Below are 13,969 nucleotides of genomic sequence, written 5' to 3' on the forward strand. Positions count from 1 at the left end.
TGGAACCTTTCGTCGAAGATGCTACGAACTGCATAGAACCGTATTATCATGGAACCGAACGAGGAAAGCGACACCATAGAGGCAAAAGGAGACACCTTCCCATGATTTTCAAACAGTTGATCGAGCTGTACGATTTGTTGGATTCGCCTGCCGCGAGCGGCGCGGGCGTCGTGGACTACCTGCGCGGCATCGACCCCGCGTGCGATGCCGAGACGTACGTGCTGGAAGGGCCGAAGGGCTCCACCGACATGGTGCGCGTGCGCATCCCCGGCTCGCGCGGGCGCGCGACGGGTGGCGACGCGCCCACCATCGGGTTGCTGGGACGTTTGGGCGGCTTGGGCGCGCGGCCCGAGCGCATCGGGTTCGTGTCGGACGGCGACGGCGCGCTCACCGCGCTGGCCTGCGCGGCGAAGCTGCTGTCGATGCACGCGCGCGGCGACGTGCTGCCGGGCGATGTGTTCATCTCCACCCACGTGTGCCCGCACGCCCCCACCTTCCCGCATGAGCCCGTGGCGTTCATGGGCTCGCCCGTGGCCACGGCCGACGTGAACCGCGAGGAAGTGGGCGGCACCCCGCTCGATGCGGTGCTCGTGGTGGACACGACGAAGGGGAACCGCATCATGAACGAGCGCGGCTTCATGATCTCCCCCACGGTGAAGGAGGGCTGCATCCTGCGCGTCAGCGAGGACCTCGTATCGCTCGTGGAGATCGCCACCGGTCGCCGCGCGCGCACGTACCCGCTGTCCATGGCCGACATCACGCCGTACGGCAACGGCCTGTACCACCTGAATTCCATCCTGCAACCCTGCACGGCCACCGATGCGCCCGTCGTGGGCGTGGCTATCACCACCGAGACGGCCGTCCCGGGCTGCGCGACCGGAGCCACTCATCTGACCGACCTGGACGAGGCAGGGTCGTTCATGATCGAGGCAGCGAAGGCGTTCGGCGAGGGGAAATGCGCGTTCTACGACGAGGAAGAGCACGCACGCTTCGTGGAGCGCTATGGAAGCATGGCCCATCTGCAAGGCATGGGCGCGCTGCCTGCGGAAGACCCGGAGGCATAAGCTTCACCCTTCTTGCCGTCCACGTGTTTCACGTGAAACACGTGGCGCAATGCACTGCGATACAAGAACAAATGTTTCACGTGAAACATCGTCGAACGAAAGGTACGGAATGAACCTCGCAGAACGTGCTCGGTCCATCATTGAAACCAACCTCGCTCTTCAACCGGACGAGATGCTGCTCATCGTCACCGACGATCCCACGCGCGAGGTGGGCGAGCTGTTCTACCGAGCCGCCTGCGCCATGGGCCGCCACGCGCTCATCATGCAGATGCCCGAGGGCTCGGTAGCCGGCGAGGAGCCGCCCGCGCCGGTGGCTGCGGCCATGAAAGCCGCCGACGTCGCGCTGTGCCCCACGGCGAAGTCCATCACGCACACGAACGCGCGCATCGAAGCCGCGGGGGCGGGCACGCGCGTGGTCACCATGCCCAGCATCACGATGGATATGCTGCGCGACGGCGCCGCCTGCGCCGACTACGCCCAGGTAGAACAGCGCACCCGCGCGCTCACCGAGCGCCTTTCGCGCGCATCGCACGCACGCATCGAAAAAGACGGCCAGGTGCTGGAGCTGGCGCTGACCGGGCGCGACGGCGTGGCCAGCCCCGGCATCTACCGCGAGCCGGGCGCGAGCGGCAACTTTCCCTCGGGCGAGGCGTACATCGCGCCGCTCGAAAGCGAGGCGAACGGGACGGCCGCCGTCGACGGCTCCATGGTGGGCATCGGCACGCTGGCCGAGCCGCTCGTCGTCACGATCGAGAACGGGCGCCTCGTGCACATGGAGGGCGGCGATGCGGAAGGCCCCTACGCCGAGCGCCTCGACGTGCTGTTCGACCAACCCGAGAACGGCACCATCGCCGAGCTGGGCATCGGCACGAACGAAGCGGCGAAGCTGTGCGGCATCATCCTCGAAGACGAGAAGCTCTACGGCACCGTCCACATCGCCTTCGGCACGAACACCTCGTTCGGCGGCACCACGAAAGCCGCCTGCCACCTCGACGGCATCATCCTCAAGCCCACCCTCTACCTCGACGGAGAATGCGTCATCCGCGAGGGCGAGTTCGTGTAACCCGTGCTCAGTGTCCCGGCGTTGCGCGCCCCCATGCTTCGCACCCCGACAACCCGCGATGTTTCACGTGAAACATCGCAGAGCGTCCCAACGCAAAAGCGGCCCGACGAAACCGTCGGGCCGCTGCTTGTTCGTTCGCGCTTGTCCGTTCGCGAACGTAGTGCCGAGTAGCTACTTCTCGCCGTCCATCAGCAGGTCGTCGATGGGCATGGCGTCGAGCTCGAGGGGCTCTTCCACCGTGCACTCGTAGTTGCCGTCCTGGTCGATGCTGATGAGGACATGGCTGCGGTCGCGCAGCTTGCCCTCCACCACCTTCTGGGCGATACGGTCGACAATCTCCTTCTGGATGAGGCGCTTCAGCGGACGCGCTCCGAAGATGGGATCGTAGCCGTCTATGGACAGGTGCTCCATCGCCGCCGGCGTCACGTCGAGCGTGATGCGACGGTCGGCCAAACGGTCGCGCACCTCTTCCAGCTGCAGGTCGACGATGGGTTCGATGTTCGTCATGTTGAGCGCGTTGAACACCACCACGTCGTCGATGCGGTTGATGAACTCCGGGCGAAACGTCGCGCGCAAGGCCCCGTCGATGGCCTGCTTCATGGCCTTCTCGTCGCCGTGCTCGGCGAACTCGCGGATGAACTGCGAGCCCACGTTCGACGTCATGATGATGATGGCGTTCTTGAACGACACCACGCGGCCCTGGCCGTCGGTCAGGCGGCCATCGTCGAGCACCTGCAACAGAATGTTGAACACGTCAGGGTGCGCCTTCTCGATCTCGTCGAGCAAGATCACCGAGTAGGGCTTGCGGCGCACGGCCTCGGTCAGCTGGCCGCCCTCGTCGTAGCCCACGTATCCCGGAGGCGCACCGATCAGGCGCTGCACCGAGAACTTCTCCATGTACTCCGACATGTCGATGCGCACCATGGCCTTCTCGCTATCGAACAGGTACTCCGCGAGCGCTTTCGCCAGTTCCGTCTTGCCAACGCCCGTGGGGCCCAGGAACAGAAACGAGCCGATGGGACGGTTCGGGTCGGACAACCCGGCACGGTTACGGCGGATGGCGCCGGCGACCGAGGACACGGCCTCGTCCTGGCCCACCACGCGCTCGTGCAGCTTCTCTTCGAGGTCGACGAGCTTGGCCATCTCGCCCTGCATCATCTTCTGCACGGGAATGCCCGTCCACGTGGAAACGACCTCGGCGATCTCGTCGTCCGACACCTCCTCCTTGAGGATGGCGCCGTCCTGCTGCTTCACGTTGAGCTCCTCCTCGGCCGCATGAAGCTGCTGCTGCAGTGCGGGGATGCGCGCGTAGCGGATCTCGGACGCCTTCACGAGGTCGCCCTCGCGGGTGGCGCGTTCCTCTTCAAGCTGCGCGCCCTCGAGGTCGCTCTTGAGGTTCTGCACGTGCTCGATGGCATCTTTCTCGTTCTGCCACTCGGCCTTGCGCTTGTCGAGGTCCTCCTGAGCCGTGGCGATCTCGCGACGCAGCGCTTCCAAACGCTCCTGCGATGCCTGGTCGCTCTCCTTCATGAGCGCCTGCTCCTCGATTTGCATCTGGGTGAGTTTGCGCTCGGCGGCATCCACTTCCTCGGGCATCGAGTCGATCTCGATGCGCAGGCGGCTGGCGGCCTCGTCCATGAGGTCGATGGCCTTGTCGGGCAGGAAGCGGTCGGAGATGTAGCGGTTCGACAGCTCGGCCGCCGCCACGATGGCCGCGTCGGTGATGCGCACGCCGTGGTGGATCTCGTACTTCTCCTTCAGGCCGCGCAGGATGGCGATGGTGTCCTCCACCGTAGGCTCCGTGACCAGCACGGGCTGGAAGCGACGCTCGAGCGCGGCGTCCTTCTCGATGTACTTGCGGTACTCGTCGAGCGTCGTCGCGCCGATGGCGTGCAGCTCGCCGCGCGCAAGGGCGGGCTTCAGCATGTTGCCCGCGTCCATGGAGCTGTCGCCCGTGGAGCCGGCGCCCACGATGGTGTGCAGCTCGTCGATGAACAGGATGATGCGTCCCTCGCTCTGCTTCACCTCGCGCAGCACGGCCTTCAAGCGGTCTTCGAACTCGCCGCGGTACTTCGCGCCGGCCACCATCGCGCCCAAGTCGAGCGCCACGAGGTCGCGATCCTTCAGCGACGAGGGCACGTCGCCCGCCACAATGCGCTGGGCAAGGCCCTCGACGATGGCGGTTTTGCCAGTGCCCGGCTCGCCGATGAGCACGGGGTTGTTCTTCGTGCGGCGGCTCAGCACCTGGATGGTGCGGCGGATTTCCTCGGCGCGGCCGATGACCGGGTCGAGCTTGCCCTCGCGCGCCTTCTGCGTGAGGTTCTGGCCATACTGCTCCAGTGCTTCGAACTGCACCTTGTTCTGCTGATCGGTGACGCGCGTGTCGCCACGAAGCTCCTCATAGGCGGCCTCGATGCTCTTGCGCGTGACGCCTGCGGTGGTGAGGATCTTGCCCGCCGCGCCCTTGTCCTCGGACAGCGCGATCAGCAGATGCTCGCTCGTGGCGTAGCTATCGCCCAGCTTCTCGGCCACTTTCACGGCGGCGTCGATAAGGTTCATCAAGGCCGGGCCCGGAACCCCGCTCATCATGCCGGGGTTGCCGCTGACTTTCGGCATGCGCTGAATCTCAGCGTCCACGTTGGCCTGCAGCTGGAACGGCTCGGCGCCGATGCGCTTGATGATGGCCGATAGGTTGTTCTCTTTCGATTCCAGCAGAGCCTTCAACATGTGAATGGGCTCCGCCTGCGATGACTCGTTCTCGGATGCGATGACAATCGTCTGTTGCAGCGCTTCCTGAGCGGTCAGGGCTAGCTTGTTCAGGTTACCCATGTTCATTGCAACGTTCCTCCTTCGCTTAGGGCAGCTGCCGCAAAGCAGTCGGTAAGTCGGATACGCGCACGAGAGCGTTCACGCTTTCGCGCGTTTCCAGCTCGTGCACGCGATCGGCCAGACGACGCACGCGCTTGTGCAGGTCGTCCAGCTCGTTGTCGCGCTCCTCCAGGCGGCCCTGGAGATCGAGGATGCGGATAACGCCCGCCAGGTTAATGCCCTCGCTCGTCAACTCGTTGATCAGCTCGAGCCGCTCGATGTCGGCCGGCGAGTACATGCGGGTGTTGCCGCTCGTGCGCTGGGGCGATACGAGCCCCTTCTGTTCGTACGCGCGCAGCGTTTGCGGGTGAACGCCCGCCAGCTGCGCGGCCACGCTGATCATGTACAGCGGGCGGTTGCGGTCGGTGCGGTCGCTCATCACCAGCTCCTCACGTCGTCAGTCGTGGCGGCCAGGTAGTCTTCCATGGCCTTCTTCTGTCCTTCGTTCATGTCCTTGGGCACGACCACCTTCACGGTGATCTTCAAATCGCCCGAGCCGTCGCCCTTCACCTTCGGGGCGCCCTTGCCCTTCACCGACAGCACGGTGTCGTCCTGGGTGCCCTTCGGCACGCGCACGCGCACCTTGGTGCCGTCCGGAGCGGGAACCACCACGCTCGCGCCCAGCGCGGCCTCGGCCACGCTCACGGGCACGTCCATCAGCACGTCGGCGCCCTTGCGGGTGTAGAACGAATGCGGGTCGATCTTCGTGGTGATCAGCAGGTCGCCTGCCGCACCTCCGTTCTCGCCCGGACCGCCCTTGCCCTTGAAGCGCAGACGGCCGCCGTCCACGGCGCCGGCCGGGATCTTCACCGTGAGCGTCTCGGAATCGCCGCGTCCGGGAACGCGCACGGTCACGCGCTTCTCGGCACCCTTGAATGCCTCGTCGAACGTCACGTTGAGGGTGACGTTCATGTCCTGGCCCTTGCGCGGACGCGGTTGGCGACCGCCTCCGAAGCCCGACATGTCGTTGAAATCCCAGTCCGTTCCGAACGCGCCTTCGCCGTGACGGATGCTTTCCAGGATATCGGCCCAGCTGCCGAAGCCGCCTCCGCCCGCACCGCCGAAGATGTCCTCGACGTTGACGGAACCGCCTCCGCCCCAACCCTGAGGAATCTGATGCTCGTTGGCCGTGCCGTATTGGTCGTACAGCTTGCGTTTCTTTTCGTCCGACAGCACCTCGTACGCTTCGTTGAGCTCTTTGAACTTCGCCTCGTCGCCACCGGCGTCGGGGTGATGCGTGCGCGCGAGTTTGCGAAAGGCCTTCTTGATCTCATCGGCCGTCGCCGTGCGTGGAACGCCTAGCGTTTTGTAGTAGTCGGGAGTCGCCGCCATTCGCGCTCCACCTCCTTTATCAACCTGACGGCTTCCGGTGGCGGCCAGCTTGGCATTCAGAACCTGCGTCCGTTCGCACACGGCCCATCAGGCCGCTTTGCTCACGAACGCAGAACCTTCAAGCCAATCTGACTCACCACCGAAAGCCTGTTGTTTCCGTTGTTGAATTCAACCGGCTTCCGTAAACCAAAAGCGGGCTGCCTGGTGGCTTTGCCCGCTCATGGTCATTTACTTTTGCTTTTCCGCGTCTTCCTGCGGTTTCTCCCGTTTGGGACCGCCGGAAGTGACGGTTACCATTGCAGGCCTGAGAACTTTCGTTCCCATCTTGTAACCTCGTTGGTATACCTCGGACACCGTCTCATCGGGCACGCTGGCATCGTCCACCGTAGCCACCGCTTGCGCCTCCAGCGCGTCGAACGCCTCGCCGGCCGGGTCGATCACTTCGACGCCGTCCTTCTTCAGCACGTCGACCAGCTTCGCATGCACGGCCTTCACGCCGTCGAACAAGCCGCCTTCACCGTTCTTCGTAGCGTAGTCGATGGTGCGCTCGAAGTCGTCGATGACGGGCAGCAGGCTGGTGACCAGCTTCTCCGTTGCGCGCGCCTTCTCGATCTCGCGCTGCTCCGTCGTGCGACGGCGGTAGGTGTCCCACTCGGCGTGCAGGCGCATGAACTTGTCCTGCCACTCCTGGGCTTCGGCCTTCGCCTGGGCCACCTGTTCGTCGGCCGAAGGACCGGCGTCTTCGACGACCTCGGCCTCCACCGCTTCGGCTTCGACCGGTTCGGCCTGAGCCTCGGAAGCCTCGTCGGCGGGCCGCTCCTGCGGCTGAGCTTCCTCAGCCGCAGGTCGGGTATCTTCGATGGGAATGCTCTTGCCTGCGCCTTGAGCCGCGCGCTCGGGCGTGGGCTGGTTGGGCTGGGCCATAGCGATTACTTCCCTTCCTTGTTGTCGTCGTCCTCGACGACCTCGTAGTCGGCCTCGATGGTGTCATCGGCCGGGGTGGACTCAGCGGCGGCAGCCTGCGAGGCGGCGTCCGGGCCCTGCGTGGAGTACACGACCTCAGCCAGCTTGTAGCCCGCCTGCTGCATCTTCTCGGTCGCAGCCTTGATGGCGTCCATATCGGAGCCCTCGAGCGCGGACTTCGCCTCGGCGATGGCCTCCTCGGCGGCGGACTTCACGTCGGCCGGAGCCTTGTCGCCCACTTCCTGCAGCGTCTGCTCGGTGGCATTCACCAGGGCGTCGGCGTTGTTGCGAACCTCGATCTCTTCCTTGCGCTTGGCATCTTCCTCGGCATGGGCCTCGGCGTCCTTCACCATGCGATCGACTTCCTCGTCGTTCAGCGCGGTGGAGCCGGAGATGGTGATCTGCTGCTGCTTGCCGGTGCCCAGGTCCTTCGCCGACACGTTCACGATGCCGTTGGCGTCGATGTCGAACGTGACCTCGATCTGCGGCACGCCGCGGCGCGCGGCCGGGATGCCGGTCAGCTGGAACTTGCCCAGCGTCTTGTTGTCCGCGGCCATCTGGCGCTCGCCCTGCAGGACGTGCACCTCGACCGACGTCTGGTTGTCAGACGCGGTGGAGTAGATCTCGGTCTTGCGGGTCGGGATGGTGGTGTTGCGGTCGATCATCTTCGTCATCACGCCGCCCATGGTCTCGACGCCCAGCGACAGCGGGGTCACGTCGAGCAGCAGGATGCCCTCGACGTCGCCGGCCAGCACGCCGCCCTGAACGGCAGCCCCCATGGCGACGACCTCGTCCGGGTTCACGGACATGTTCGGCTCCTTGCCGGTGAGCTTCTTCACGAGATCCTGCACCGCAGGCATACGGGTGGAGCCGCCCACGAGGATGACCTCGTCGATGTCGCCCGTCTTGAGGCCGGCGTCCTTGAGCGCCTGCTCAACAGGCTTCTTCACACGGTCGAGCAGGTCCTTCGTGATGCGCTCGAACTCGGCGCGCGTCAGCGTGTAGTCGAGGTGCTTCGGGCCGGAGGCGTCGGCCGTGATGAACGGCAGGTTGATGTTGGCCTGCGTGGTGGAGGACAGCTCCATCTTCGCCTTTTCGGCAGCTTCCTTCAAACGCTGCAGAGCCATCTTGTCCTGGCGCAGATCGATGCCGTTCTCGGCCTTGAACTTGTCGGCCATCCAATCGATGATGCGCTGGTCCCAGTCGTCGCCGCCCAGGTGGTTGTCGCCGGCGGTGGAGGCAACCTCGAACACGCCGTCGCCAAGCTCCAGGATGGACACGTCGAACGTGCCGCCGCCCAGGTCGAACACGAGGATCTTCTCGTCCTTGTTCGTCTTGTCGAGGCCGTAGGCCAGCGCGGCGGCCGTCGGCTCGTTGATGATGCGGAGCACTTCGAGGCCCGCGATCTTGCCGGCGTCCTTCGTTGCCTGGCGCTGCGCGTCGTTGAAGTACGCGGGCACCGTGATGACGGCCTGCGTGACCGGCGCGCCCAGCTGCTTCTCGGCGTCGTTCTTCAGCTTCTGGAGCACCATGGCGGAGATTTCCTCCGGCGTGTAGTCCTTGCCGTCGATGTCGACGACCGCGCGGCCGTCCTTGCCCTTCTGCAGCTTGTAGCTGACGGTCTTGCGCTCTTCCGGCGTCTCATCGTAGGAGCGGCCGATGAAGCGCTTGACGGACGACACGGTGTTCTCGGGGTTCGTGACGGCCTGGTTCTTCGCGGCCTTGCCGACGACGCGCTCGCCGTCCTTGCGGAAGCCCTCGACCGACGGGGTGGTGCGGTCGCCCTCGGCGTTCACGAGGATTTCGGGCTCGGAGCCCTCCATGACGGCCATGGCGGAGTTCGTCGTGCCCAAGTCGATACCAAGAATCTTGCTCATTATCCTGCTTCCTCTCTGTTGGAGTTGTTACCTCAGTAAGTCGTTAGCAGTCGTTTTCTGTCTATGCGTCAAAGCACGCCCGCGGGCGCACTTTGTCGATGGAGGGCGACGGCTGCGGATGCGCTCCGCAAGCTCAAGCTCTCTTCGATGTTTCCGACTATATAATCTAAGTCTGTCGGTGTCAAGTTAGTTACCAATTTGTCATGTAAGTTTTGTTAACGAACCAAACTATAGCGATCTGCCTCAGTGCTCGCCGCCCCCACGCCGCATCGTTACGCCGCTTCCATGCACTTGTTGCCCGAACGCAAAGAACCCCCGCCTCCTGGGGAGGCGGGGGTTCTTGATGCGCTTGCTAAAGCGGTTGAAGCAGGAGGTTAGTCCTCGATGACCTCGGGGATCGCGCCCATGGGGCATTCCTCGACGCAGTCGCCGCACGCGATGCAAGCATCCTCGTTCACGACCTCAGCGACGCCGCCGACAACTTCGAGCACTTCCTGCGGGCAGGCATCGACGCAGATGCCGCAACCGATGCACTCATCGGCTTCGATAACCGGGTGAGACATAGTTAACTCCTTCTCGTCCAAAGTATTCCGACGGGATGCGTCGGGTCACTTCCCCAAAAACTTTATGCCCGCAAGATACCATTGTTGTCCGCAAATGCAAGAAGAAACGCCGAATTTCTCAGGGTGCGGCGGTAAATTCTCTATCGAGAGCGTGGCGGTTTCAGAGGCTCTCGAACAGCCGCTGCGCCCCTTTTCGCAGGTAAGCGCATGCTTCTCGCACCTCCTCCGCACCGTATGGAGAACTTCTAACAAATGCGCGGCAATTGCTCGCCGACGAGCATGTCGAGTATGCGCGTGCCGCCGAACGCCGTGCGCAGAAACACCTTGGAACCGCGCTCGGGACGGGCGGCCGACACCTCACCGATGACGGCCGCGTCAGTGCCGTATCGGTTCGCGCGCATGGCGGCGAGCGCCGCGTCGGCTTCGTCGGCCGCCACCACGCACACCATCTTGCCCTCGTTCGCAACCTGCAGCACATCGTAGCCCAGCATGTCGCACGCGCCCTGCACGGCGGGCTTGACGGGGACGGCGTCCTCGTCCACGGTGATGTCGGTGCCCGACTGGGCCGCCAGTTCGTTGAGCGTGGACGCCAGGCCGCCGCGCGTGGGGTCGCGGAAGCAGCGCGTGTGCGGCGCCGCCTCCAGCACCGCGGCGATAAGGTGGTTGAGGGGTGCGGCGTCGCTTTCCAGGTCGGCCGAGAAACTCAAGGATTCGCGGCAGCTCATGATAGTGATGCCGTGATCGCCCAACGTGCCGGTGACCAGCACCTTGTCGCCCGGCATGCACTGCGCGCCGCCCAGGTTGACGCCCTCGGGGATGGTGCCGACGCCGCTCGTGTTGATGTACACGCCGTCGCCGTGGCCGCGGTTCACCACCTTCGTGTCGCCGGTGACCAGGCGCACGCCGGCCTCTTGTGCGCATTCGGCCATCGAAGCGCATATGCGCTTGAGGTTCTCGATGGGGAAGCCCTCTTCCAACACGAATCCGCAGCTGAGGTAACGCGGGACGGCACCGCTCGTGGCCACGTCGTTCACCGTGCCGCAGACGGCGAGGCGCCCGATGTCGCCGCCCGGGAAGAAGTGCGGCGTCACCACGAAGCTGTCGGTCGAGAACGCGAGGCGCTCGCCCGGGGCGGGCGCGGGCAGCACCGCCGCATCGTCTCCGCGCAGCAGCTCGTCGCCGGCGTAGGCGGCGAAGAACACGTCGTCGATGATGCGCTTCATCATCGTGCCGCCGCTGCCGTGTCCCAGCATGACCGTGGTATCCATAACGCTCCTTGCCCTTCAATGAATTGATGCGAACGAATGTTTCACGTGAAACATTCGTTCGAACATGAGCGCCGGCCCTCTGCGGGCCGGCGGAATCTTCTACCTATATATACTGCCCGGTCGTGGTGACGACGAGGCGGCCGTTCTTCACGCCCTTCGTGCCCAGGATAAGATTCGCGATGTCCTGCACGAGGCCCGTCTCGCCGCGCAGCACGATGATCTCGAGGCAATGGTGCGCGTCGAGATGCACGTGCATGGACGAGATGATGGACTCGAAGTAGTCGTGCTGGATGGCGTGCAGCTTCTCCTGCAGATCGCTGGCGTGGTGATCGAACACGATGGTGAGCGTGCCCACCACCTCCGTGCCCGGCGTGGCGCACTCGTCCTCGACCAGCGCGTCGCGCACGAGGTCGCGCACCACTTCGCTGCGATTCTTCGCCAGGCCACGACGCGCAACCAACTGGTCGAAGCGGACGAGCAGCTCCTCGGGCATGGCCACCGAGAAGCGCATGAGGTCGTTGCTCATAAGCCGCCCGCGAGCCTACACGAGATTGACGGTGACGTTCGCCGACGCTTCGGCATCGTCCTCAAGCGCGTCCTTGGCTTCGTCGAGCAGGGCGCGCACGTCATCGAGCATGGCCTGCGCGGCATGCATCTTCTCGGAGACGGTGGCGAACCCGGCGTCGCCTGCCAGGTGCCCCAGGTTGTGAGCCCAACGGCGCTCCAGCTTGATGTGGTCGTCGATCTGCTCGATCATCTGCTCGAATTGCCCCGTGTTGATTCCGTTCGTGCACATACGCGCTCTCCTATCGTGATGCCGCCGCGACGCGCATGCCGCAGCGAACGTTTCTTGCTATTATTACGGTTATACGGCGAACGCCTCTCGACCGCAAGGGATCGTGTGAAAAAATCTGCGAATGGTAACATGTACGAAGTTGCTCTCGACGAAACGTGGGAGCTGTTCGGCGAGCACCTTGATGGAGCGCGCTCGGCACTCGTATGCGTGGCGAGTTCGCGCGCCTTGAGCGAGCGCAGCCGCGTCGCGCTCGGCAATGCGATGGCATCGCTCGGCTACGGGCCGGCGGCATGCACGTTCGCCACGGTCGAAGGGTTGGACGACCAGGCGCTGTTCCTGCTGGTCGAAGGGCTGGACCCCCTCTGCCTGATCGCGACCGATCAAGCGGCGGCCCACGCGCTCGGACGCGCGCTGCGCTGCGACGTCCCCCTGGGAAAGCCCAGCCGTGCGTTCGGACGCAGCGCGGTTGCGTTCCGCGACTTCGACGGGATGCTCGACGACGGGCAGGACAAGCAGATCGCCTGGGCGCTGCTGAAGAAGCTGCCCCGTTTCGGCGAATGAGCTGAAAGGAAACGCCCCGGGAGCACGATTGCTCTCGGGGCGTTTCACGTGAAACACGCGCACGGGCGCGGGACGCGGAGGGGGTGCAGCGCGGCGGCCTTATGCGGTGACGACGCCCTCGGCGGCCTTCAACAAGTCGCGCACCTCGTCCATCGTCTCGGCCTCGGCGTAGATGCGCACGAGCGGCTCGGTGCCGGAGGGGCGCATCATGACCCACGCATCGCCTTCGAGGTAGAACTTCACGCCGTCGCGACGATCCACGTCCACCACCTTCTTGCCGCAAATCTCGGCAGGCGAGTAGCTCGGCACGATGTTCGAGCGGAAGTTCGCCATCTGCTCGTCGGTGATCTTCAGGCCCTGGCGCTCGAACTCCAGCTTGCCCACCTTCTCGAACATATCGTCCACCAGCTGGCCCAGGCTCATGCTGCGCTGCGCCATCGTCTCGCACAGCAGCAGCGCCATCAGCAGGCCGTCGCGCTCCATGACGTGGCTGGGGATGCCGATGCCGCCGGATTCCTCGCCGCCCAGCATGACGTCGCCCTTCTCCATCTCGGCGTAGATCCACTTGAAACCCACCGGCGTGCTGGTCAGCTCGAGGCCGAGGCGCTTGCACTGGCGGGCGAGCATGGCCGATGCGGTGATGGTGGACACGACGCGGCCGGAAAGGCCCTTGTCCTCGGCGAGGTGCGAGGTGAGCAGCGTGATGATGCGGTGCGGGTTCGCGAAGTTGCCGTGCTCGTCCACCGCGCCGATGCGGTCGGCGTCGCCGTCGTTGATGAAGCCCGCGTCGTAACCCAGCTCGGGAACCTTCGCGATGCAGCGGTCCACCCAAGGCGGAATGGGCTCGGGATGCAAACCGTCGAACGTGGGGTCTTCGGCGTTGTTGATCTCGCACACCTCTACGCCCAGATCGCGCAGCAGCGTTGCCAGGTAGATGCGGCCCGCGCCGTACAGCGGATCCACCACCACGCGCAGGTTGGCGCTGCGGATGGCTTCGGCATCCACACGCTCCTTGAGGGTGGCGAGGTACGGGGTCATGAGGTCGACCGTCTCGCACGTGCCGCGCGCCTCGGTGGGCTCGTCGGCGAAGGCGGCTTCCACGCGGTCGGTGAACTCCTTGCCCGCCGCACCGCCGTCGGACATGCGCAGCTTCACGCCCAGGTACTCGGCCGGGTTGTGGCTGCTGGTCAGCATGATGCCGCCCACCGCGTCGGCATCCTGGGCGACCGACCAGCACAGCGTGGGCGTGGGGCAGTAGTCCTGCGTGAGCTTGACGGCGAAGCCCTGCGACGCAGCGACCTCGGCCGCGAGCTGCGCGTAGGCGTGCGCGTCCTGGCGGCAGTCGTGGCCCACGATGAGGGTCCCGGGTGCGTCTTCCGCGCGCCCGGCCGCGAGGGCGTCTTCCTTGAACACGCGCGCCGCCGCGTCGATGACGCGCACGAGGTTGTCGTCGGTGAAATCCTCGCCGATGATGGCTCGCCAGCCATCCGTTCCGAAGTGTATTTCTGCCACGGAGCTTCCTTTCTCAAAGCCTGATGCTCACCAGTATAGTCAATCGAACGGGCAAGGCGCGGTTTCGTCGCAAAATAGACAGGGGAACAAATGTTTCACGTG

Annotated in this window: 13 protein-coding genes; 3 read left to right on the forward strand and 10 right to left on the reverse strand. The window is 64.8% G+C overall.

The features are described 5' to 3' along the window. The first annotated feature begins 101 nt into the window (after positions 1-101). On the forward strand, positions 102-1,064 hold the full coding sequence (locus C1A15_RS01855) for a DUF1177 domain-containing protein (protein ID WP_101721001.1): 963 nt from the start codon (positions 102-104) through the stop codon (positions 1,062-1,064). Between the two features lie 109 nt (positions 1,065-1,173). Further along, positions 1,174-2,127, forward strand: a complete 954-nt coding sequence (locus C1A15_RS01860; RefSeq protein ID WP_101721002.1) for an aminopeptidase — start codon at positions 1,174-1,176, stop codon at positions 2,125-2,127. A gap of 171 nt (positions 2,128-2,298) precedes the next feature. Here the strand turns inward: C1A15_RS01860 and clpB are convergent, their stop codons facing one another. The 9 genes from clpB to C1A15_RS01905 form a co-directional block, all read right to left on the reverse strand. After that, complete coding sequence (clpB, locus tag C1A15_RS01865) at positions 2,299-4,962, reverse strand: ATP-dependent chaperone ClpB (protein WP_101721003.1); 2,664 nt, start codon at positions 4,960-4,962, stop codon at positions 2,299-2,301. A gap of 19 nt (positions 4,963-4,981) precedes the next feature. Continuing rightward, positions 4,982-5,374, reverse strand: coding sequence for a heat shock protein transcriptional repressor HspR (locus C1A15_RS01870; protein ID WP_101721004.1), 393 nt, complete (start codon positions 5,372-5,374; stop codon positions 4,982-4,984). Next, a complete protein-coding gene (locus C1A15_RS01875; RefSeq protein ID WP_101721005.1) occupies positions 5,374-6,327 on the reverse strand; it encodes a DnaJ C-terminal domain-containing protein in 954 nt (317 codons plus the stop codon). The genes C1A15_RS01870 and C1A15_RS01875 overlap by 1 nt, the downstream gene beginning before the upstream one ends. 228 nt (positions 6,328-6,555) lie before the next feature. Beyond that, entirely contained in the window at positions 6,556-7,251 is a 696-nt protein-coding gene (locus C1A15_RS01880; protein ID WP_101721006.1) for a nucleotide exchange factor GrpE, read from the reverse strand. Between the two features lie 5 nt (positions 7,252-7,256). Further along, on the reverse strand, positions 7,257-9,167 hold the full coding sequence (gene dnaK / locus C1A15_RS01885; RefSeq protein ID WP_101721007.1) for a molecular chaperone DnaK: 1,911 nt from the start codon (positions 9,165-9,167) through the stop codon (positions 7,257-7,259). Between the two features lie 374 nt (positions 9,168-9,541). Further along, on the reverse strand, positions 9,542-9,730 hold the full coding sequence (locus C1A15_RS01890) for a 4Fe-4S binding protein (protein WP_009305423.1): 189 nt from the start codon (positions 9,728-9,730) through the stop codon (positions 9,542-9,544). Between the two features lie 245 nt (positions 9,731-9,975). After that, positions 9,976-10,998, reverse strand: a complete 1,023-nt coding sequence (gene hypE / locus C1A15_RS01895; protein ID WP_101721008.1) for a hydrogenase expression/formation protein HypE — start codon at positions 10,996-10,998, stop codon at positions 9,976-9,978. A 103-nt stretch (positions 10,999-11,101) separates the two neighbouring features. Beyond that, the gene (gene nikR, locus C1A15_RS01900; protein ID WP_101721009.1) at positions 11,102-11,524 is read right to left on the reverse strand and encodes a nickel-responsive transcriptional regulator NikR; all 423 of its coding nucleotides are present in this window, start codon (positions 11,522-11,524) and stop codon (positions 11,102-11,104) included. Between the two features lie 15 nt (positions 11,525-11,539). Beyond that, complete coding sequence (locus tag C1A15_RS01905; protein ID WP_101721010.1) at positions 11,540-11,794, reverse strand: dynein gamma chain protein; 255 nt, start codon at positions 11,792-11,794, stop codon at positions 11,540-11,542. A 129-nt stretch (positions 11,795-11,923) separates the two neighbouring features. Between C1A15_RS01905 and C1A15_RS01910 the strand changes: the two genes are divergently transcribed. After that, positions 11,924-12,355 (forward strand): hypothetical protein, encoded by a 432-nt coding sequence (locus C1A15_RS01910; RefSeq protein ID WP_180952963.1) that lies wholly within the window; start codon positions 11,924-11,926, stop codon positions 12,353-12,355. Positions 12,356-12,454: 99 nt separating this feature from the next. Here C1A15_RS01910 and C1A15_RS01915 read toward each other — a convergent pair whose 3' ends face one another. Continuing rightward, positions 12,455-13,867 (reverse strand): phosphohexomutase domain-containing protein, encoded by a 1,413-nt coding sequence (locus C1A15_RS01915; protein WP_101721012.1) that lies wholly within the window; start codon positions 13,865-13,867, stop codon positions 12,455-12,457. Positions 13,868-13,969: the final 102 nt, after the last annotated feature.

Origin of the sequence: Eggerthella timonensis, from assembly GCF_900184265.1 — a bacterium.
Classification (GTDB): domain Bacteria; phylum Actinomycetota; class Coriobacteriia; order Coriobacteriales; family Eggerthellaceae; genus Eggerthella; species Eggerthella timonensis.